General features: G+C 71.8%; 20 protein-coding genes. 9 read left to right on the forward strand and 11 right to left on the reverse strand.

Annotation, left to right across the window (positions count from 1 at the left end; translation table 11 throughout):
• A complete protein-coding gene (locus tag POL72_RS02360) occupies nucleotides 1–1,770 on the forward strand; it encodes a serine/threonine protein kinase (RefSeq protein ID WP_272093351.1) in 1,770 nt (589 codons plus the stop codon).
• A gap of 13 nt (nucleotides 1,771–1,783) precedes the next feature.
• Here the strand turns inward: POL72_RS02360 and xerD are convergent, their stop codons facing one another.
• Nucleotides 1,784–2,674, reverse strand: coding sequence for a site-specific tyrosine recombinase XerD (xerD, locus tag POL72_RS02365; protein ID WP_272093352.1), 891 nt, complete (start codon nucleotides 2,672–2,674; stop codon nucleotides 1,784–1,786).
• A 158-nt stretch (nucleotides 2,675–2,832) separates the two neighbouring features.
• Between xerD and POL72_RS02370 the strand changes: the two genes are divergently transcribed.
• From POL72_RS02370 to rpmB, 3 genes are all read left to right on the forward strand, one after another.
• On the forward strand, nucleotides 2,833–3,696 hold the full coding sequence (locus POL72_RS02370; RefSeq protein ID WP_272093353.1) for an N-formylglutamate amidohydrolase: 864 nt from the start codon (nucleotides 2,833–2,835) through the stop codon (nucleotides 3,694–3,696).
• 13 nt (nucleotides 3,697–3,709) lie between these two features.
• Nucleotides 3,710–4,792 (forward strand): hypothetical protein, encoded by a 1,083-nt coding sequence (locus tag POL72_RS02375; RefSeq protein WP_272093354.1) that lies wholly within the window; start codon nucleotides 3,710–3,712, stop codon nucleotides 4,790–4,792.
• A gap of 311 nt (nucleotides 4,793–5,103) precedes the next feature.
• Nucleotides 5,104–5,328 carry a 50S ribosomal protein L28 gene (rpmB, locus tag POL72_RS02380; RefSeq protein WP_012237062.1) on the forward strand — a complete coding sequence of 75 codons (225 nt, stop codon included), beginning with the start codon at nucleotides 5,104–5,106 and terminating at the stop codon, nucleotides 5,326–5,328.
• Nucleotides 5,329–5,648: 320 nt separating this feature from the next.
• Here rpmB and POL72_RS02385 read toward each other — a convergent pair whose 3' ends face one another.
• The 10 genes from POL72_RS02385 to POL72_RS02430 form a co-directional block, all read right to left on the reverse strand.
• Nucleotides 5,649–6,698: a hypothetical protein gene (locus tag POL72_RS02385; protein ID WP_272093355.1), complete on the reverse strand. Its 1,050-nt coding sequence runs from the start codon at nucleotides 6,696–6,698 to the stop codon at nucleotides 5,649–5,651.
• Complete coding sequence (locus POL72_RS02390; RefSeq protein ID WP_272093356.1) at nucleotides 6,695–7,420, reverse strand: DUF72 domain-containing protein; 726 nt, start codon at nucleotides 7,418–7,420, stop codon at nucleotides 6,695–6,697. The genes POL72_RS02385 and POL72_RS02390 overlap by 4 nt, the downstream gene beginning before the upstream one ends.
• A gap of 89 nt (nucleotides 7,421–7,509) precedes the next feature.
• On the reverse strand, nucleotides 7,510–8,457 hold the full coding sequence (locus tag POL72_RS02395) for a lysophospholipid acyltransferase family protein (protein ID WP_272093357.1): 948 nt from the start codon (nucleotides 8,455–8,457) through the stop codon (nucleotides 7,510–7,512).
• A 72-nt stretch (nucleotides 8,458–8,529) separates the two neighbouring features.
• Nucleotides 8,530–9,711 carry a tRNA epoxyqueuosine(34) reductase QueG gene (gene queG / locus POL72_RS02400; protein ID WP_272093358.1) on the reverse strand — a complete coding sequence of 394 codons (1,182 nt, stop codon included), beginning with the start codon at nucleotides 9,709–9,711 and terminating at the stop codon, nucleotides 8,530–8,532.
• 71 nt (nucleotides 9,712–9,782) lie between these two features.
• The gene (locus POL72_RS02405) at nucleotides 9,783–10,358 is read right to left on the reverse strand and encodes an RNA methyltransferase (RefSeq protein ID WP_272093359.1); all 576 of its coding nucleotides are present in this window, start codon (nucleotides 10,356–10,358) and stop codon (nucleotides 9,783–9,785) included.
• Entirely contained in the window at nucleotides 10,355–11,149 is a 795-nt protein-coding gene (trmD, locus tag POL72_RS02410) for a tRNA (guanosine(37)-N1)-methyltransferase TrmD (protein ID WP_272093360.1), read from the reverse strand. Before trmD ends, POL72_RS02405 begins: the two co-directional genes overlap by 4 nt.
• A gap of 40 nt (nucleotides 11,150–11,189) precedes the next feature.
• The gene (rimM, locus tag POL72_RS02415; protein ID WP_272093361.1) at nucleotides 11,190–11,702 is read right to left on the reverse strand and encodes a ribosome maturation factor RimM; all 513 of its coding nucleotides are present in this window, start codon (nucleotides 11,700–11,702) and stop codon (nucleotides 11,190–11,192) included.
• 12 nt (nucleotides 11,703–11,714) lie between these two features.
• On the reverse strand, nucleotides 11,715–11,966 hold the full coding sequence (locus tag POL72_RS02420) for a KH domain-containing protein (RefSeq protein WP_012237070.1): 252 nt from the start codon (nucleotides 11,964–11,966) through the stop codon (nucleotides 11,715–11,717).
• 1 nt (nucleotide 11,967) lies between these two features.
• On the reverse strand, nucleotides 11,968–12,234 hold the full coding sequence (rpsP, locus tag POL72_RS02425) for a 30S ribosomal protein S16 (RefSeq protein WP_012237071.1): 267 nt from the start codon (nucleotides 12,232–12,234) through the stop codon (nucleotides 11,968–11,970).
• A 401-nt stretch (nucleotides 12,235–12,635) separates the two neighbouring features.
• On the reverse strand, nucleotides 12,636–12,818 hold the full coding sequence (locus tag POL72_RS02430) for a hypothetical protein (RefSeq protein WP_157906850.1): 183 nt from the start codon (nucleotides 12,816–12,818) through the stop codon (nucleotides 12,636–12,638).
• A gap of 312 nt (nucleotides 12,819–13,130) precedes the next feature.
• Here POL72_RS02430 and POL72_RS02435 point away from each other — a divergent pair, with 312 nt between their 5' ends.
• The 5 genes from POL72_RS02435 (at nucleotide 13,131) to atpD (ending at nucleotide 19,730) form a co-directional block, all read left to right on the forward strand.
• Nucleotides 13,131–14,567 carry a DUF4350 domain-containing protein gene (locus POL72_RS02435; RefSeq protein WP_272093362.1) on the forward strand — a complete coding sequence of 479 codons (1,437 nt, stop codon included), beginning with the start codon at nucleotides 13,131–13,133 and terminating at the stop codon, nucleotides 14,565–14,567.
• Complete coding sequence (locus tag POL72_RS02440; protein WP_272093363.1) at nucleotides 14,564–15,541, forward strand: AAA family ATPase; 978 nt, start codon at nucleotides 14,564–14,566, stop codon at nucleotides 15,539–15,541. The genes POL72_RS02435 and POL72_RS02440 overlap by 4 nt, the downstream gene beginning before the upstream one ends.
• A 6-nt stretch (nucleotides 15,542–15,547) precedes the next feature.
• Nucleotides 15,548–17,218: a DUF58 domain-containing protein gene (locus POL72_RS02445; protein WP_272093364.1), complete on the forward strand. Its 1,671-nt coding sequence runs from the start codon at nucleotides 15,548–15,550 to the stop codon at nucleotides 17,216–17,218.
• 9 nt (nucleotides 17,219–17,227) lie between these two features.
• On the forward strand, nucleotides 17,228–18,058 hold the full coding sequence (rsmA, locus tag POL72_RS02450; protein ID WP_272093365.1) for a 16S rRNA (adenine(1518)-N(6)/adenine(1519)-N(6))-dimethyltransferase RsmA: 831 nt from the start codon (nucleotides 17,228–17,230) through the stop codon (nucleotides 18,056–18,058).
• Nucleotides 18,059–18,305: 247 nt separating this feature from the next.
• A complete protein-coding gene (atpD, locus tag POL72_RS02455) occupies nucleotides 18,306–19,730 on the forward strand; it encodes a F0F1 ATP synthase subunit beta (RefSeq protein ID WP_272093366.1) in 1,425 nt (474 codons plus the stop codon).
• The last annotated feature ends 3 nt before the right edge of the window (nucleotides 19,731–19,733 follow it).

A 19,733-nucleotide genomic window follows, 5' to 3' on the forward strand; every position in this document is an offset into this window, starting at 1 on the left:
GTGACGGCACCGAACGTCGCGCCGGGCAGCGTCATCGCGGGGAGGTTCTCGGTCCGCTCGCTCCTCGGCTACGGGGGCGCGACGGCCACCTTCCGCGCGGTGACGGCGCAAGCGCGCGACGTCGCCCTCAAGCTGTACTCGCCGGTCGTCGGCCAGCGCGCGGATGCGATGCAGCAGCTCCAGCGGTACGTGGCCGAGACGAACCGGCTGCCGCCGGAGCTCGCCGCGCACATCCTCGAGGCCGGCTACGACCCGGCGACGGCCGCGCCCTTCACGGTGACGGACATGATCCCGTTCCCGTCGCTCGGCGAGCTCGTGCGACGCCGGCCGATGGGCTTCGAGGAGGTCGGCTCGATGCTCCGCTCTCTCGCGGCGGTGCTCGACGCGGCCCACGCCCGCGAGGTCCCCCACCACGGCCTCAAGCCGACGAACCTGTTCATCGACCCGAGCGCTCCGGGCAGCGTGAAGCTCACCGACTTCGGGCCGCCCCTCGCGCGGAGCATGCTGCCGACGCAGGAGGGGTACGTCCTCTCCGCCCCGTGGCTGGCGCCCGAGCAGCTTCAGCCGGGCGGCCAGGCGGGACCGGCCGCCGACATCTTCTCCGCGGCGCTGGTCTCCTTCTTCGCGCTCACGGGCCGCTCGTACTGGCGTTCCTGCCAGGGTCAGGTGGACGTCCAGGCCTGGCAGCGCGAGCTCATGGCGCCGCGCCTCGCCGCGTCCGTGCGGGCCGCGGAGCTCGGCATCCCGCTGAGCCCCGTGCTCGACGGCGCCTTCGCGCGCGCGCTGGCGCACGATCCACGCGAGCGTTTCCGCTCGGCGAGCGAGCTCGCGGCCATGCTCAGCGGCTTCTCGGCGGCCGCGATCGAGGTCGGCTCGACGCTCGCCCTGTCCCCTTCGGTGAACGAGGCGGTCGCGCCCACGCCGCCGCCCGTTGCCGTCACCGCGGCGAGCGCGCCCGCGCCCTTGCCGCCCGGCGACGCCACGCAGCTGGTGCCCTCGCCGTTTTCACCCTCGCCGCAGCCGTCGCCCTCGCCGTTTTCACCCTCGCCGCAGCCGTCGCCCTCGCCGTTTTCACCTTCGCCGCCGCTCGCGCCGTCGCCGCATCCTTCCGCCGACGCGCCCGCCGGACAGGCGCCGTCGCCTTCGGCCCAGAGCCCGACGCCATCCCGTGGAAGCGGCGTCCCCGCGCTGACGGCGGTCAGCACCGCGCCCCGGTCGCCGTGGGGCAAGGCGGCCTCGCTGATGGTGGGCATCGTTGGGGTGCTGCTCGTCGGGGGCACGGCCGCCGCGTGGTACGTCCTGGACCGCAAGGACAAGGCGCAGCCGAGCCCCAGCGCCTCGACCAGCGCTTCCGCGGCGGCTCCCCCCGCGCTGTCGGCCGAGCCCGCTCCGCCTGAGCCAGCCCCCAGCGCGCCGGCCGCCGACGCCGGCACCCCGAGCGCCGAGCTTCCGATCGATGCCGGCGCCTCGACCGACGCCGGCGTGGCGACCGACGCGACGGTGAAGATCTCCTGCAAGCCCGTCGCCTGCGAGGAGATCACCATCGACGGCAAGGTGACTCAGGCCCCGGAGGTCGAGCTCGGGCTCACCCCTGGGGTGCACAAGGTGAGCGTCAAGCGAACCGGCTACTTCCCGCGGAGCATGAGCGTGGTCGTCAAGGCCGGAACGCCGCTCGTGCAAGAGTTCCAGCTCACCGAGATCCCCCCGGCTCAGCCAGCGGGGCAGGCGGCGAGCAAGCCTTGCGGCAAATTCCTCAAACGCTGCAAATAGCCATGTTGCGCGCTCACGCGCGAGGGTGTGCCCGCCGGTACGCGGCGCGCACGTGGTCGTCGGCGAGGTGCGTGTAGATCTCGGTCGTCACGACGTTCGCGTGACCGAGGAGCGCCTGGACGCTCCGGAGATCCGCGCCCCCCTCGAGCAGGTGGGTCGCGAAGGAGTGACGGAGCTTGTGCGGCGAGCTCGGCTTGGCGATGCCCACGGCGCGCGCATATCCGCCGAGGAGCTTCCACACCGCCTGCCTGGTGAGCGGTCCGCCGCGCGGCGAGAGGAACAGCACCTGGGTCGCCGCGCTGCGCGGGTGCGTGGCGCGCAGCTCCAGGTACGCGTCGATGGCGGCGAGCGCCGGCTCGCCGAGCGGCACGAGCCGCCGCTTGCTCCCCTTGCCGAGCGCCATCACGATCCCTTTGCGCCGGTCGATGTCCGCGAGCTTGAGGCGCACCACCTCGCTGACGCGCAGGCCGGCCGCGTACATCACATGGAGCATCGCGCGGTCGCGCAGCCCCTTGAACGTTCCTTGCTCGGGCGCCTCGATGAGGAGCGCGATCTCGTCGAACGAGAGCACCTTGGGCAGCCGCCGTCCGACCTTGGGTCGCTCGACCAGCGCGCACGGATCCCGCTCGATGCAGCGCTCGCGGAGCAGGAAGCGGATGAACCCGCGGACCGCGGAGAGGTGGCGCGCCGCCGAGCTGGCGCTGATCCCGGCCTGGCCGAGCGCGACCAGGTAGGTGCCGATCAGCGCCTGGTCGAGCCCGTCGACGGTCGTGATCCCGCTCGCCTCTGCGTGAGCGACGAGCTTGGCGAGATCATGGCCGTACGCCTCGAGCGTCAGGGGCGCCAGAGCCCGCTCGACGCGAAGGTGATCCAGGTAGGCGTCCACCCAGGTCGCGAGGTCCACGGCCAACGGTACTTCGAAAGCGGCGAAGCGCGCCAGAAAGCCGGGCCGGAGCGGAGCGGCCCAGAACGCCCCGAACGGCAATACGTCCTTCTCTCTTCCGGCATTTCACCTCCCCGTCCTGGTTCCAGCCGGACGCGGAATGCGTCACAGTGGGCCTCGTGGTGTCAGCCTTCGAGGTCATCGAGCCCCGCGGAGCGGAAAGCCCGGTCCTCGTCGAGGTACCGCACGCGGGCGTCCACGTGGATCCCGAGTCGCTGTCCTGGACCATCGCGCCGGCGCGCAGCATCGGGCGCGACGCGGACCTGTACGTCGACGCGCTCTTCCAGGACGCTCCGGCCGAGGGGGCGACGCTCCTGTTCTCCCGGATGAGCCGGCTGGTCGTCGATCTCAACCGGAGCGAGGCCGACTGCGACGGCGACGCAGTCGAGGGCGGCGGCCGGGTCCCCTATCCGCGGGGGCTCATCTGGCGCATGACCACGGACGGCGAGCCCATCCTTGCCGCCCGGCTGCCGCGGCAGGAGGTAGAGCGCCGGCTCGACCGCTTCTATCGCCCCTATCACGGGGCCCTCAGCGCGCTCCTCGCCCGCAAGCGCGAGCGCTTCGGCTTCGCGATCCTCCTCTGCGCGCACTCGATGCCGAGCCAGAGCCGCCGCGGCCACGCGGAGGGCGCGATCGGTCGGGCCGACATCGTCCCCGGCACGCGCGGGCGGACGACCGCCGCGAGCGCGGTGATCGACGCGGTCGATCAGCACGCGCGCGCCTGCGGCTTCTCCGTGCGCCATGATGACCCCTATAAAGGGGGCTTCAGCACCGCGCACTACGGCCAACCGCACCGTGCCGTCCACGCCGTGCAAATCGAGATTGCACGCCGGCTGTACATGGACGAGCAATCCCTTGCCATGGATGGGCAAGGATTCCCTGCCGTGCGAGACTTCGGGCGCACCCTGGTCGCGCGGCTCACCTCAGCCGAGCTGCTCGGTCAGCTCCGCAGCAGCACTCCCTTCGACGCCCGTGAGATCTGATCCAGCTCCATCAATGGAAAAGCCTTTCGGAGAGGCGAGCCGCGACCGCCCGCCAGCGAGCCGTCGCACGATCGCCGAACGGGAAAAGGCAGCACCAGCCCAGCCGGAGGGCGCCACTGCCGGCGACAGCCCGGCCGACCGCGCCCAGGAAGAACCCGCTGCGGCGTCGATCAGCGTCCCTCCGGTCGATCGGCGCCTCGAGTCGAGCCCGGCCATCCAGGTCGAGGCGGCGCCCCCGAGCACGCGTGAGCACGTCACCAAGCCGCTGCTCGCGTCCGAAGCGCTCATGGAGGACCTGGCGCCGATGCGTCCAGCTCAGGACGCGGCGCGGATCTGGTGTGCCGCGGTGGGCGCCGGCTTCCTTCTGCTCGGCGGCCTGTCGATCGCTGGGCTCCGCCCGGACGGCGTTGTCGCGGGGCCGCCAGCGTTCGTCCTGGGCATCGTCGCGCTGTTCACCGCGCTCACGTCGGTGAGCTACCGGCAGCGCGCCGTCGCCATGGTGGTGCTCGGGGCGATCGCGACAGTCATCGGCCTCCAGAGCTCGGGGACCGCGGTGGGCTGGGGGACCGCCCGGGCCGTCGCGGCGATAGCGCTCCCGGCGGCGCTCGTCTTCCGGTCTCGCTACAGGGCCTACAGCGGCGCGCGGTGGCTGCTCGTCGCCGCCTTCCTCGTCACGCTCCCATCGTTCGGGCATGCGATCGTAAAGCTGGCTCTGCACGATCCACACCTGGGCCATCTTGGCGCCTTGCTGGTGATCCTGGCGGTCCTGTCCAGTCTTACCGGGTTCATGGGCGCGGAGACGACGGGCGCCGGGTCGTTCCTTGCCGTCGCTGTGGTGCTCGCCTTCACGGCCGACCTGGTCGTTGGCCGGCTCGCGCTTCTCGACGCCTTCTCGCCCCGGGACATCGTCATCGTTCTCTCCGCGGGCCTTGCGTTCGCGGCGACGTCCGCGATCACGAGCCTCGGCCTGTTCCAGATCCTGGCCTGGCGCCTGGCAGCCGACGCCCGGCGTATCGATCTGCACTCACGCCGTCCCGAGAACGAGAAGGACGGGCGCGATCGGCGTCCGCCCTCGGGCGGTGAGTGGCTGACCTAGGCCGCGCCTCGGGAGGCGCGAAGGCGTCGGGGACACCGAGGGGAGAGGCTCGTCCGGGCCGGGTTGCGACCCGAGCCTCCCCCGTCCCCTTCTGCGTCCGGCCGGCGTCAGCGCGCGATCGACCTCGCCGATGGAGATTTCCAGTCCGCTGCGGCAATGACCCCCGGAGGACGCTTGACATGTCCCCCGGCTTCCTTCACTTTCCCGCGCTCCCGAGCCCCCCTGCTCCCCCGCGCAGGGCGTGCGCCCGGCCAGCTAGTTCGATTTACGGTCGGGGCACCGAGGCAGGGCCCCTTCCAACCGAGGACGTCATGGCGAAGAGCGACATCACTGGGAAGCGGAAGCTTCTGGCGCAGAATGTCTCCCACTCCAACATCAAGACCAAGCGCTGGCAGCTCGTGAACATCCAGACGCGGCGCGTCTGGGTCCCCGAGCTCAACCGCTTCGTGAAGCTCAACCTCACGACGCGCGACATCCGCACGATCGACAAGATCGGCGTTGTCGCCTACGCAAAGCGCTACGGCGTCGCGCTCTAGGCCCAGCGTCGGCGCGCCGGCCGACCTGAATGTCGGCCGCCGCTTCGCGGCTGGATGCGCGCCGCGCTCTGTTCTCCCCCTCTCGGGGCTCGCCTCCATCCATCTCCAGCCCTAGAAGCGCCGCGTGCGTGACGGCACGCGGCGTATGCAGCCGGCGCGAGCTGGCAGGCGTCGGACGCAGCGCACGTTGCGCAGCGGCTCGCCGCGCCTCGCTGCATCAGCGCTCCTCCACGGCGCCCTCGATGGCCCGCGCCGCGGCGGCTTACGGCAGCCACGTGGCCGGCCGATCTCCGCTTCGGCCGACCGACGCCCGCTGCGCCTCACCCCTCTGCCGGCTGCGTCCCTGCCCCCGCCATGAAGCCAGCTGCGAGGTTGGCCGTGCGCGCGTCGCGTTCGTCGCGCAGGACGGCGATGGCGGCGCTGGCTCCCTGCTGCGTGCGGACGTCATGAAGGGCAGCCTCGAGCGCGGTGCCGCCGAGGAGCGCGGTGAGGACGTTCACCTCGATCGTGGGCTTGCCTGCGAGCGCGATCGCAGCCGCGAAGGCGCCGCGCTGCAGGATCCCGATCGGCGCGGCCGCGGGCAGGGGCGTACCGGGAGCGAGGCGCGTGATCCCGCGGCGCACCGGGACGGCGTCGCGGCCGAGCACGATCTCGAGCTCGGGGACGGTGATGCCATCGTCGGTGCGCGTGTAGGCGAGCGCGGCGACCGTGCCCCAGCCGTCGCAGGCGACGATGGCGTCCGTCGGTCGCGCCACGTCCCCGACCGGCCAGGGCGCCTGGAGCGCGGTCGCGCCCTCCGCGATCGTGGTCGACACGGCCTCCACCTCGGCGGGCACCGCTTCAGCGATGTCTTCCGCGGTCAGCGTCCCCCCTGCGACCGACCCGCCGACGGCCAGCAGCGCCCGCTCCACATCGCGCGCCCGGAGCGCCACCGCGCCCAGCGAGCCGACCTCGCGGAGCAGCGCAGCGCGCCCGCTCGCGCCCGCGCGCTCGGCCGCGGCCACACCGGAGCGAACCAGCTCACGGAGCCGCGCGCGTCCGAGGTAGCCGTGCAGCAGGACCAGCATGCCGAGCGAGCGCGGAACAGCGACGTGCGCGGCCTCCGGGACGCTCTGCCCGTCGACGAACCCGCGCGGCCGCGGCGCGCCGCGCCCAGGCTGGATCGCCCGTCCATCGAACGCCCTCGCGCCCACGCCGACACCGGCCGCCAGCGCGACGGCGGGCGCCAGCAGCACGTCGGGCTGCGCTCCAGCCGCTGCGAAGAAGCCGGCGACGATCGCGTCGATCGCGCTGCCGGAGGACTCGAGCGCGGCCCGAGCGGCCGAAGCCGCAAAGGCGTCGCTCGCGGTGGCTGCCGCGCCGCGGATCACTGCTCCTCGTCCTCGGCGACGAGGGTGCTGGGCATGGGCATGGTCGGCCTTACCACAGCCGACGCCGTCGAGCGATCGGGCGTGCGCGCGAGCGCCGCCGCGAGCAGCGACTTGATCTGCGGCGCGCGGTCGCCCTCGACGACCAGGAACACCTCACGCCGTCCGCGTAGACGCTCGGCGACCCGCTCGAGCGCGGCCGCTCCCATCGACGAGGACCGCCCGAGCGCGCGCAGCCGCGTATAGACGATCGGCCCGGGCGGCGGCGCGTCGCGGGCGACGTCGAGCACAGGGATGACCTTCGCGGCGCGCGCGGTCGCGACGATGTCATCGCGCTCCCAGATCCCGGAGGGCTCCCAACAGCGCACGACCCCTTCGGCGGGCAGGCGCTCGAAGAGCGCCGCGAGCTTCTTGCGGTTGCTCGCCGTCGGCCGGAGCGAGGCCGGCGTCTGGAGCAGGACGCACCGCGCCTCGAGCACGGCCGCCACCTCGAGCGAGGCCGAGAGCGCCTCGTCGAGTTCGCGCCCGCCGGCGAGCTCGCCGACCACGCGCGGCAGCACCACGCTGAAGACGAAGCCCGGCGGCACCGCCTTGCGCCATTTGCGCAGGGTCGTCGCGCGAGGCAGCGACGTATCGAGCGGGCGGAGCTCGACCAGATCGAAGCGATCTTTGTACTTCTGGATATCGCCCTTGAGCGAGGGCAGTCCGACGAGGAGGCGGGCCATCAGCGCGGACTCTTAACCCAGCTTGCGCGCCGATGCAGCGCGTGCCCGACGGCGGCGCGATTTCTCATTTGGGGAGCAAAATCCTTGATTTATTCGAAGTGGAACCACTGCGTCGGGTTGTCCCGGAGGAAACGCTCCATCTCCGCCGTGATCTGCCGCGCTGCCACGTCGAGCTCGGACGATCCTGGCTTGCGGGGGAGCGAGATGGGCGGCGCGATGCAGATCTCGTACTCCATGAAGCCGGTCCTCCGCGTGAACACGGGGACGATCGGCGCGCCGCTGGCCGCCGCGAGCTGAAGCGGGCCCTCCGGGACGCGCCAGGGCCGCCCGAAGAGCTCGACGTCGCGCCCGCGCATCCCGGACGGAAGCCGATCGATCTGGATGGCCACGACGCCCTGCCGCCTGAGGTGCGCGAGCAGCGGGAGCACCGCGAGCGGATCGTCGGCGACGTGCTGCATCCGTACGCCGACCCGATCTCGCGTGCCGTCCTGGATGGCCTGCGCTCGCTGGTCGCGCTCGCGCTGCATCACGATGAGCACGTCGGCGGCGTGCACCGATCGCAGCAGCGGCGCGGCGGCCTGCCAGCCGCCGGTGTGCGCTGTGACGACGATCACGCCGAGGCCCCGCCGGAACGCGTTCGTGAAGTGCTCGTCGTTCACGCACAGGCCGGTGAGCCGATCGGGCCGGCTGCTGCCCGCGATGAACGCGTCCGTGAGACAGCTGGCGAAGTTGATGAACACCCGGGCGACGTCGCGGTACTCGTCGAGCGTCCCCCGCTCGCCCAGCGCCAGCCGCAGGTTCCTGCGGACGGCCCGCCGCTGCTCGGGCAACACCGCCCCGACGACGAGCCCGAACAAAGCAGGGCTGTGCCGGACGAGGAGGTCCGGGCCGTAGGTCACCCCGGCGTCGACTGCCCGCCGCCAGAGGACGGAATCGTGCCGGCGTAGATCGTCGAGGAGCGCTCGGAGCCTGGAGGGGAGATCCACGTTGGTGCTCGTGCGCGCGGCGCCTTGCCGGCGGACACCGTAGCGGATCATCGCGCGCCCGCGAAGAGCGCCCGAGCAGCGCCGCGCTTCCGCGCCGCGCTCGATCGCGGCGGGCGGCGCGCCTCAACCTGCACCGGGATCCTCGATCGGCCCATCAGGCCTCGGCATGCCCGGGCTCGCCGGCTCGCCGCCTCCTGCGTGGCTCATCCCCCACGCGGCGACGGCGCGCACCGAGGCGTCGTCATGGGCGAGCGCCGCGACGAGCGCGCGCTTCGCGCTCGCTGCGGCCGCGCCCTCCGCGCCGCTCGCCAGCCGGTTCGCAGCGACGATCGTCGCGTTTCGGGCGAGCCCGCCGCGTCGCGCGCGCCGGACCGGCGTCCCGACGGTCAGCGCGTCGAACGCTTGCTCGTCGAGCGACACGAGGTCGTCGACGTCCCGCGCTTCCCATCGGGCCAGAGGATGGAACGGCGCGGTGCGCTCGAGCGGCGGGGGCGCGGTCCTGTTGAAGGGGCAGACCTCCTGGCAGACGTCGCAGCCGAAGAGGTGCTCACCCATGCCGGACCGCAGCGCCTCGGCGGGCGCGCTCCTCTGTTCGATCGTCAGGTACGCGACGCAGCGCCGCGGATCGAGCACGAAGGGCGCGTCGAACGCCTGTGTCGGGCACGCGTCGAGGCAGCGCGTGCACGAGCCGCAGCGCTCCGCGATGGGCACGTCGGGGACGAGCTCCAGCGTGGTGACCACCTCGCCGAGCAGCTGGTAGCTCCCCTGCCCCGGCGTGATGATCAGCCCGTTCTTGCCGACGAAGCCGATGCCGGAGCGCGCCGCCCAGACGCGCTCCATCACCGGCTCGACGTCGCAGAGCGGCCGCGCGAGCACGGATGGCGCGAGCGATCGGATGAACGCTGCGAGCCGCCGGAGCCGCCGCTTCAGGTGGTTGTGGTAGTCCTGCCCGCGCGCGTACCGCGCGACGCTCTGCGCGAGCGGCGGGTCGCGCCGCTCGCTCTCCTTGGGCCGGGCATACCTGCGGCCGACGCACACGACCGAGCGCGCTCCTTCGAGGATCGCGCCGGTGTCCAGCCGGCGCCGCTGCTCTGCGTAGTCCGCGAGGTAACCCATCTCCCCGTGCATGCCGCGCGCGACGAACTCCAGGTACCGTGCGTGCTCGACCCCGAGCGGCTCATCGGCGCGCGCGACGCCCACGACATCGAAGCCGAGCGCGAGCGCCTGCTCGCGCACCAGCCGGTCGGGCGTCGTTCGCGCCGCGCTCGCCTCCCCGGCGGCACGATGGGCATCGCGCTCGCTCATCGCAGGAGGATGGACCGGAAGGGCGCGCGGCGGTGCTGGATCCACGCTCGACGACCGCGCGCCACGCGGGATCACCCGGTGTTCCGGTCGCCGAGCAGCCGATCGAGCGTGATCGCGCACGCGGCGCGCACGCTCAGGTGGTTGTAGCCGGTGCTCGCCTCCGCCCTGATCGGCTCAATGCGGACGTCGGCATCGGCGATGACCTCGGGCGCGAGGCCCCAGCCTGTGCCGAACAGGATCACCACCGGATCGCTCGCCTGCGCGAGGCGCGCGCGGCTCGCTGCGTAGCTCGTCACCGGGAGCCCTCGCGAGGCCGCCGCGGTCGTCCAGACCTCGACGCCGCCCCGGCCTGCGCTGCTCAGCGCCGAGTACACGTCGTCCAGGCTGGAGACCACGCTCAGCACATCGAGCGCGACAGCGCGATCCGGGATCCGGCGCTTGCCGGAGCCGATCACCCAGTGTTCCCTGATCCGCTCTGCCAGCGCGCGCTGAGCGGCGACCGGATGAACGACGAAGAGCCGCTCGGCCCCGTACGTGCGCGCGCTCCGCGCCATGTCGTGCAGGTCGAGGTTCGTGATCGCCGTGGTCACCGTCTCTCCGGACCGGTCGAGCACGGGGTAGTGAACGAGCGCCAGCGCGAGCCTCATCGCCGGGCCTCGCCGCTCTCATCCGGGGGCGGCTCTCCCCCCCGCGCCTTGCGCCAGAGGTCGGGCCTGCGCTGGGCGGTGCGCAGCTCGGCCTCCGCTCGTCGCCAGCGCGCGATGGCCGCGTGGTTTCCTTGCTGCAGCACGTCGGGCACCTTGTGCCCACGGAACTCCACGGGACGGGTGTACTGCGGGTACTCTAGGAGCCCTGAAAGCGCCGGGCTGTGCGACTCGTGCTCCGCCGACACAGCGTTTCCGAGCACCCCTGGGAGCAAGCGCACGCACGCATCGATCACCGCCATCGCCGCAACCTCGCCGCCGGTCATCACGAAGTCGCCGAGCGAGATCTCCTCGTCGACGAACGCGCGGACCCGCTCGTCGAACCCCTCGTAGCGACCGCAAACGAGCGCGACGGCAGGGCGCGCCGCGAGCTCGATGGCCTTCTCCTGACGGAAAGGCTGCCCCTGCGGCGTGAGCAGCACCCGGTGCGCGCGCGGCAGAGGCACCGAGGCCCCTCCCGCCTCGGCCTCGGGAGGCGGGTTCGACGCGTCGCCTTCGGCGGCGGCCTCGTCGAGCGCCTCCATGCAGCGGACGATGCAGTCGACGCGCATCACCATGCCGGAGCCGCCGCCGTAAGGCGTGTCATCCACGCTCCGGTGCCGGCCGATGCCAAACTCACGCGGGCTGCGCGTCCGCACGGCAAGCGCGCCCGACGCGAGCGCGCGCCCGACCATGCCGATCGCCAGGAACCCCTCGAACAGCTCCGGAAATAGGGTGACTACGTCGATGCGCATCAAACTTGCCGAGGCGGGCTCCCTTGCGTGGAGCGGCGGCTCAGACGAGGCCTTCCAGCGTCGCCAGCTGGACGACCTGCCGCTCCGCGTCCACGCTGCTGACGAAGCTCTCGGTCAGCGGGATCTCGATGGAATCTGCGCCCTGCCTCTCCACGACGAGCACGTCGCAGGTCGGGTACGACTGGAGCGACTTCACGTGCCCGAGCAGGCCGCCATCGGGCGTCATCACGCGCGCCCCCTCGACGTCGCAGGCGTAGAACTCGCCCTCGGAGAGCGGCGCGAACGCATCCCGCGGCACGCACACCGTCGCTCCGCGCAGCGCCTCGGCCGCGTCCCGATCGTCGATCCCGGCGATCCGCACGAGCAGCGCCTTGTCGACGGGCCGCGTCGCGACGATCTTCGCGTCGCGCGCAGAACCGTCGGGAAGGCGCAGCCTGATCGGAGGGCGCGTGAGGAGCAGGTCGGACGCCTCGTTGTAGAGGCGCAGCCGCAGCTCCCCCTGGACGCCGTGCGGACGGGCGACATCCGCGACCGGAACGTAGCGTCGCTCCACGTCGGGCTCGCCTCAGTCGAGGATGTCGAGGTGCGCGCGGCGCCCCGACTTGCTCGCGGCGGCGCTCAGCAACGTCCTGATCGACTGCGCAGTGCGCCCGTCCTTGCCGATCACCTTGCCGATATCCTCGCGCGCGACCGTCAGCTCGATCCGGGGGAAGCGATCTCCCGCGACCTCGCGCACGACGACCCGGTCCGGCTGATCGACGAGCGCGCGGGCAACGAGCGCGACGAGATCGACCAGCGGAGACGTCGACGAGGCCATGCTACTTCGCGGCGTCCGCGGGAGCGGCCGCCTGGGCCAGCCCGGGGTGCTTCAGGAGCAGCGCCACCGTGTGCGTCGGCTGGGCGCCGTTCGAGATCCAGTGCCTCACGCGGGGAACATCGAGGCGGATCTCGGTCCGGCGCGGGTCGTACGTGCCCAGCCGCTCGATGAACCTGCCGCCGCGCGGGCTGCGCTGGTCGGCGACGACGATGCGGTAGAAGGGCGTCTTCTTGGTGCCCGCGCGGGCGAGGCGAATATGAACGGCCATCTGTAGAACCTCGATCGATATGGAAGAGCCCGTGCGCACGTTGTGCACGGCCTGCTCTGGAGGCGCCCGAGCGTAGCTCGTTCAGTGCTCGGCGCCAGAAGTGGGGGCGCAACCTAGGCGAAGATCCTGGTGGGGGTCAACCCCGCACGCGCACGGCACGTCCGCGGAGGACAACTTTGGGGCCACCGCAGCCAGCGCAAGGCCGCCCTTGCCGGTCGCCGACCGTCCTCGCCGGACGAGCCCGGTGCGAGCGCGGAGCCGACATCCGCGTGCATGCACGACCGTCAACTTCGTGGAATTCGCGAAAAACGATGAGTGTCGGGGAAGTACGTCGTCCAGAACGCGTTTGCTGGAGCGGCGTCTCCGGGAGGTTCACGCGGGAGCGCGTGCTACCCGTGGCGTCAGCCCAGATCGAGGATGATGACGCCCCGGTTGGGATCGTCCTCTTCCGAGTCCGGAAGACGACGAGGTGCAGGGTAGCGTTCGATCGGCAGCTCGAGGCGCGGTCGAATTTCTTCTCTTCTGGACCGATCCTTCTCTTCTTCGCGCTGCCGTATTTGCTCGATGATGAACGGAGGAAGCATCGACTAACCCCTCCACCTCGTAGAGTGCTCGGCTGAATTGGTGGAACGAGGTCTGCGAGAAAGCACCCCGCTCTTAGAAGCGAATCTAGCAATGTGGGATGGCGGGTCAAGGTTATCGGTCGGGCCGACAGTGGTATGTTCGCGGCGCTCATGACGCGGCACGGCGCGTGGTTTGCGCACGCATGTTCCTCAGGCTCAGGGTCGGGTTCTGCTTCTGGTCCTGGAGCCGGTTCCGGCTCCGGTTCCAGCTCCGGTTCCAGCTCCGGTTCCGGCTCCGCTCCCGAACTTGTTCGGGAAGATCGGCGTCGGCCGGTGCGCTCGCAGGTCACATCCTGCTCCTTCCTGGCGGCGCTGGTCGCACTGATGGCGCTGCTCGCGCCCGCCCGAGCAGCAGGCGCCGCCTTCGACGTGAACGACCCGAGCTGGGAGGGTTGCTCGGAGCTTCTCGAGATCGCGCGCGCAGAGCTGGGGGCCGCGAGGGTCCACCCCGTCGCTGTGCTCGACTGGAGCCAGGTCGGCCCCGAGGACGGCATCCTGGTCCTCCACCCGCTGCAAACGCTCGACGCTGACGAGACGACCTCTTTCATGAAGGCCGGGGGACGGCTCGCCATCATCGACGATTTCGGACGCGGCGACGACACGCTCAGGCGGTTCCAGATCGAGCGCATCCCCACGCCGGCCCGGCCGCTCGCCGCGCTCCGGAACCGACCCTCCCTCGCGATCGCGGAGCCGGTCGCCGACACCGTCGGGGGCCACTCCGTCGGCCGGCACCCCGTCGTCAGCCACGTGGAGCGGCTCGTCACGAACCACGCGACCGGCCTCCGGCATCCGAACCTCTCGCCCGTGCTGCGGATCCGCGCCGTCAGCGAGCCGGACGTGATCCTCGCCGTCGCCGGGCAGGTCGGCAAGGGACGGCTCTTCGCGATGGGCGACCCGTCCGCGCTGATGAACATGATGCTCAGGTACCCCGGCAACCGCGCCTTCGCCTCGGGCCTGACCCGCTACCTCGTCGACGAGGATGGGGCGGAGCCGCGCCGAGGGCGGCTCCACATCGTCGCGAACCGGTTCGATGAAGAGAGCTCGTTCGGCGGCGAGACGTCGCTCCGCAAGGACTTCGACGCGCACGTCAAGGCGCTCGCGAGCGCCGTCGAGGACGCCCGCCGCGACGGGCTTCCAGGCGGCGCCCTCCTCGCGCTCGCGGCGCTCGCCGGCCTCGGCCTCGCGATCTGGACCGCGCGCGCCTCCGCACGGCCCTACCGGAGCCCGCTCCCACGGTACGCCCGCCCGACGCCGCTCGTCGCGCAGGGAGGCGCAGCCGGGCGCGTCGCCGTCCTCGCCGCCCCCTCTTCCCCGCGAGGGCTCGCGTTCCTCGAGCTGAAGAGCGCCCTGTTCGAGGCGCTGTCGTTGCGGTTCGGCCTGGAGGCGAATCCGGCGCAGGAGACGGTCACGCGGCTGGTCGCGCGAGAGGGATCTCTTGACGAGCGAGCCCTCTCGGCCTTCAAGGATGTTCTGGGCACCATGTACCGAGTCGAAGCGTCCGTCGTCGCCGGCAAACCGGCGAACGTGTCCAGGCCCACGCTCATGCACGCCGCCGACGTCGTGCGGAACGTCCTCGCCGCTTGCGGCGCCGACGGCCGGAAACCGTCGCGCGGACGTCACGCCGGCGCGCCCCCTGATCCTGCGACGGCGCCCCCGTCGCCGACAGACGCGAAGCTCGCCACCCCCCACTCAGACAAAGGCGCTCGATGAACCAGGTGCAGGCCGTCGCCGTCGACGAAATCTCCGCGGCCAAGGAGCGGATCGAGGCGGTCCGGCGAGAGATCACGCGCGTTTACATCGGATCGTCGCGCGCGATCGATCTGATGCTCACCGCCCTGCTCGCGCAGGGGCACGTGCTGCTGGAGGGCGTCCCCGGCGTCGCGAAGACCACGCTGGTCAAGGCGTTCGCAGCCGCGCTGGGCGCGTCGGTCCGGCGGATCCAGTTCACGCCCGACCTCCTGCCCGCCGACATCACGGGGACCTATGTCCTGTCGCCCAAGGAAGGGACCTTCACGCTGCGCCCCGGTCCGATCTTCGCGAACCTCGTGCTCGCCGACGAGATCAACCGCGCCCCGGCGAAGACCCAGTCGGCCCTCCTCGAGGCGATGCAGGAGCGACAGGTGACGATCGAAGGCGATCGCTTCGAGTTGCCGTCGCCCTTCATGGTGCTCGCGACACAGAACCCGATCGATCTGGAGGGGACCTATCCGCTGCCCGAGGCGCAGATCGACAGGTTCCTCATCCGCGTGAGCCTCGGCTACCCGCAGCACAAGGACGAGGTGGCGATGCTCCGCGCGCACAACGTCGAGGCGCCGCGGGCGCGGGCGACGCTCTCCATCCAGGACCTCCTCATGCTGCAGGGTGTCGCGCGAAGGATCCACGTCGAGGAGGATCTGTACGAGTACGCGGTGAACCTCACCGCGTTCACGCGCACGCACCCTCGCGTGCTGCTCGGCGCATCGCCGCGGGCCACGCTCGCGCTGGTCCAGGCGGCCAAGGCGGCGGCGGTGATCGGCGGGCGCCCGTTCGTCACGCCGGACGACGTGCGCGGCATGGCGCAAGCGACGCTGGCCCATCGCCTCGTGCTGGTACCCGAGGCCGACGTGGACCCCAAGGCGCGCGACACGGTCATCGACGAGGCGGTTCAGCGCGTGGGGTACAGGCGCGCGGCGCGGCCGGCGTAGATCCGCATGCAGCTCTACCCCACCCGCACCGCCGCCCACCTGGCCATCGCCGGCGTCGCGGTCATGGGCGCCGGGCTCATCGCGCGCGAGCCGGCGATCGTCGGCTGGGGCGGGGCGATCCTTGTCGCGATCGCGCTCGCCCGCGGCGTGACGCTGGTGTCGGTGGCGCGCATCCGCGCGGCCGGGTTCGAGATGCTCTGGGGCGGCTCGCGGCGAATCCTCCGTTCTGCGCGGGGAGGCACCGTGGAGATCGAGGCCGAGGTTCGGAACCGCGACACCCTCGCGGCTCGCTACGTCAAGCTGCGCACCATCGCGTCGTCGCAGCTCGACGTGCGCATCGAGCCGAACCGCGGCGAAGTCTCCGCCTCGGGTCGGCTCAAGGTGAAGGTCATCGTGCGAACGCCGCGCGTCGGGCAGCACGGGCTCCACGGGCTCGCGCTCGAGGTGCACGGCGCCCCGGGCCTCTTCGAGGTACCCCTGACCTTCGCGAACCCGTACGGCATCGAGGTGCTCCCGCGGCCCTTCATGCCCTACCTGACGCAGCCGCGCGGAGGACGCAGTCACCTCCTCGCTGCCTCAGGCAAGCCCGGGCGCGTACGCGGCGAAGGAGACGACCTGCGCGAGCTGCGAGAGCACCAGCCGGGGGACCCGTTCCGGAAGATCGCGTGGAAGGCGAGCGCGCGCCGGGGCACACTGCTCGTGCGGGAGTTCGAGCGCGAGGAGCGGGATGTGGTCTGGATCCTCGTCGACGCGGCCGTGGAGCTCTGGGCGGGCCCGCTCGGCCGGGCTCCGCTCGATGTCATGATCGACGAGGCCGCGGCCATCGCGACGAGGCACCTCGGGCGCGGCGATCGCGTCGGGCTCATCATCCTGGCGCCAGGCCCGCGCGTGACGATCGCGCCCGACCACGGCCCAGGGCATGGCCAGAAGATCGCGCAAGCGCTCACCGTCGGGTGCGGCACGTACGACGCGGAGCGGAGCGAGCTCGACGAGCCGGACGTCGCGGCGCGCGTCATCGAGCACCTCAGGCCGCTCGACGCGCGCGGCCTCGACGATCTGCGCCGCGGCGACATCGATCGGCTGGCGGCCCGCGCGGAGTCGATGCGGGCGCGTGCGCCTTTCTCGGCTCCGGCGCCGCTCGGGCGCTCGCAGCGCGAACGGACCCTGCGCCGCTACCTCGCGAGCTACGGCATCGAGTCGCCCGCGCGCGCCGAGCCGGATCGGCGCGATCCCGCCGTGGCGGTCGCCGAGTCGCTCACGCACATCGCGCGCGTCAAGCCGCGCGCGAGCATGGTCTACGTCCTCGCGTCGCCTCCCGCCGACGCACAGCTGAGCCAGCTCTCGGAGGCCGTGCGTCGGCTCTCGCGGAAGGCGGTCCACGTGGTGTGGACGCTCCCGGATCTCGAGCCAGGGCTCGGCCCTCCCTGGGAGGCGCCGCGACCGCAGGAGAGCGACGGCGACGAGGGGCAGAGCGGCCCCACGCCCGCCAACAAGGCCTTCCAGGAGCTCGCGCCGATCGCGGCCGAGGCGGTGCTCATCCGCGCGCGGGTGGCTCAGACGCGCCGCGAAGCCGTTCTCCGCAGGGTCGGCGTGCGCGTGGTGCGGCTGCGCGCGGCGGCCGCGCCGAGCAGAGCCGCAGAAGCAGCCCACGACGGGGCGCACCCGCCGCAGATCTGAGGACGAGAGATGGCCATCGCAGAGCTCTTGCGCACACGCGGTCTCTCCCCGAAGAAGGGGTTCGGGCAGAACTTCCTCGTCGACGTCGATGCGGCGCGCCGGATCGCCGAGGCGGCCACGACGACGGAGGGCGGCGCGGTGATCGAGATCGGAGCAGGGCTCGGCGCGCTCACGCGGCCGCTCCTCGATCGCGCCGCGCACGTCGTCGCCATCGAGCGCGATCGCGACCTCGTCCCGATCTTGCGCGAGCAGCTCGCTGGGCCGATCGAGGAAGGCCGCTTGACGCTGCTCGAGGCCGACGCAGCGCAGGTCGACTGGGTCGGCGCGCTCTCCGGCCGCGCGCGGCCGCACGCGGTGGCGGGCAACCTCCCGTACCACATCACGGGCCGGCTCCTCGAGCAGGCGACCACCGTCGCGCATCAGATCGATCGCGCGGTGTTCATGGTGCAGCTCGAGGTCGCGGAGCGCCTCGTCGCCGCCCCGGGCAGCGCCGACTACGGCGCGCTCTCGGTCTTCGTGCAGGCCGCGTTCGACGTGCGCCGCCTCCTGATCGCGCGCGCCGGCGCGTTCTACCCGAGGCCCGAGGTCGACTCGGCGGTCGTCGTGCTGACGCCGTGGCGCCCGCGGCGCGCCGAGGAGACGGACGCCTTCCGCGCGGCCGTGCGCGCCGCGTTCTCGGCGCGCCGCAAGACGCTCCGGAACGCCTGGAAGAACCTTTATGGCTGGTCCGCCCAGGAGCTCGAGCGGCACGCGAAGGACGCCGGCATCTCGCTCGACGCGCGCGGCGAGACGCTCAGCGTGGAGGCGTTTGCGCGGATCGCCGCTTCCACAGGACGCTGAGCGCCCACCGCGCGCCGGCTCCCCCTCGCCCTCGCTGGAGCCGGAGAACGACCGCGAACGGACGTCGCCCCGGACGTCCCGTGCGGAGCCCAGCCTCCGGAAAACACGCCCGATGCCGCGCGTCCGCAGCGAAGCGGCTGTCAAAAATCCCGCAGAATTTCTGGCAGACGGCACTAGTCGGACGCGCAGGTCCGTGCTAGTGGGCCCCGCGACTCGTCAAAGCACGTACGAGGAGGACTCCCGCTCCATGGTTGTTGGAAAGATCACCCAGGTCATCGGACCGGTCGTCGATGTCGATTTCCCGGCTGGCCAGCTGCCCAAGATTCTGAACGCGCTCAAGCTGAGCAACCCGAGCATCTCGGCTGAGCCGGACAACCTCGTGCTCGAGGTCGCCCAGCACCTCGGCGAGTCGTCGGTACGCACGATCGCGATGGACTCCACCGACGGCCTCGTGCGCGGGATGGAAGTCCGCGACACGGGCAAGCCCATCATGGTGCCGGTCGGCAACGAGTGCCTCGGCCGGATCCTGAACGTCGTCGGTGTGCCGATCGACGAAGCCGGCCCCGTTCATGCGAAGAAGCTGGCGCCGATCCACCGGGAGCCGCCCCCGTTCATCGAGCAGTCGACCAAGGTCGAGGTCTTCGAGACGGGCATCAAGGTCATCGACCTGATCGCCCCCTACCGCAAGGGCGGCAAGATCGGTCTCTTCGGCGGCGCTGGCGTCGGCAAGACGGTGCTCATCCTGGAGCTCATCAACAACGTCGCGAAGGCGCACGGCGGCGTGTCCGTCTTCGCCGGCGTCGGCGAGCGGACGCGCGAGGGCAACGACCTCTTCCTCGAGATGAGCGAGTCGAAGCTCGCGGACGGGAGCCCCGTCATCTCGAAGGCCGCGCTGATCTACGGCCAGATGAACGAGCCCCCGGGCGCTCGCGCTCGCGTCGCGCTCTCGGCGCTCGCCGTGGCCGAGCACTTCCGCGACGAGGAGGGGCAGGACGTCCTCCTGTTCGTGGACAACATCTTCCGGTTCACCCAGGCGGGCTCCGAGGTCAGCGCGCTCCTCGGGCGCATCCCGAGCGCCGTCGGTTACCAGCCGACCCTCTCGACGGAGATGGGCGCCTTCCAGGAGCGCATCACCTCGACGACCAAGGGCTCCGTCACCAGCGTCCAAGCGATCTACGTCCCTGCCGACGACCTGACCGACCCCGCGCCGGCCACGGCCTTCGCCCACCTCGACGCCACCACCGTTCTCTCGCGCGCGATCTCGGAGCTCGGCATCTACCCGGCCGTCGATCCGCTCGACTCGAACTCGACGATGCTCGATCCCCAGATCGTCGGCGAGAAGCACTACTCCGTCGCGCGGCGCGTCCAGCAGACGCTGCAGCGCTACAAGGACCTCCAGGACATCATCGCCATCCTCGGCATGGACGAGCTCAGCGAGGACGACAAGCTCGTCGTGGCGCGCGCCCGCAAGATCCAGAAGTTCCTGTCGCAGCCGTTCTTCGTCGCCGCCCAGTTCACCGGCCTCGAGGGCAAGCTCGTGCCGCTGAAGGACACGATCGCGGGCTTCGAGGAGATCCTCGACGGCAAGCTCGACCATGTCGCGGAGCAGGACTTCTACCTGGTGGGCGGCATCGAGGACGTGAAGGCTCGCGCTTCGCAGAGGGCGTCCTGACGC

Source organism: Sorangium aterium, assembly GCF_028368935.1.
GTDB lineage: Bacteria > Myxococcota_A > Polyangia > Polyangiales > Polyangiaceae > Sorangium > Sorangium atrum.

Bases quoted from the DNA above. Each gene is read 5' to 3' on its own strand.
- POL72_RS02375 (WP_272093354.1), top strand. From the start codon at position 3,710: ATGGAAAAGCCTTTCGGAGAGGCGAGCCGCGACCGCCCGCCAGCGAGC.
- rpmB (WP_012237062.1), top strand. From the start codon at position 5,104: ATGGCGAAGAGCGACATCACTGGGAAGCGGAAGCTTCTGGCGCAGAAT.
- rsmA (WP_272093365.1), top strand. From the start codon at position 17,228: ATGGCCATCGCAGAGCTCTTGCGCACACGCGGTCTCTCCCCGAAGAAG.
- POL72_RS02420 (WP_012237070.1), bottom strand. From the start codon at position 11,966: ATGGCCTCGTCGACGTCTCCGCTGGTCGATCTCGTCGCGCTCGTTGCC.
- atpD (WP_272093366.1), top strand. From the start codon at position 18,306: ATGGTTGTTGGAAAGATCACCCAGGTCATCGGACCGGTCGTCGATGTC.
- POL72_RS02445 (WP_272093364.1), top strand. From the start codon at position 15,548: ATGCAGCTCTACCCCACCCGCACCGCCGCCCACCTGGCCATCGCCGGC.
- POL72_RS02390 (WP_272093356.1), bottom strand. From the start codon at position 7,420: ATGGCCCGCCTCCTCGTCGGACTGCCCTCGCTCAAGGGCGATATCCAG.
- POL72_RS02405 (WP_272093359.1), bottom strand. From the start codon at position 10,358: ATGAGGCTCGCGCTGGCGCTCGTTCACTACCCCGTGCTCGACCGGTCC.
- POL72_RS02440 (WP_272093363.1), top strand. From the start codon at position 14,564: ATGAACCAGGTGCAGGCCGTCGCCGTCGACGAAATCTCCGCGGCCAAG.
- queG (WP_272093358.1), bottom strand. From the start codon at position 9,711: ATGAGCGAGCGCGATGCCCATCGTGCCGCCGGGGAGGCGAGCGCGGCG.
- POL72_RS02395 (WP_272093357.1), bottom strand. From the start codon at position 8,457: ATGATCCGCTACGGTGTCCGCCGGCAAGGCGCCGCGCGCACGAGCACC.
- rpsP (WP_012237071.1), bottom strand. From the start codon at position 12,234: ATGGCCGTTCATATTCGCCTCGCCCGCGCGGGCACCAAGAAGACGCCC.
- POL72_RS02430 (WP_157906850.1), bottom strand. From the start codon at position 12,818: ATGCTTCCTCCGTTCATCATCGAGCAAATACGGCAGCGCGAAGAAGAG.
- trmD (WP_272093360.1), bottom strand. From the start codon at position 11,149: ATGCGCATCGACGTAGTCACCCTATTTCCGGAGCTGTTCGAGGGGTTC.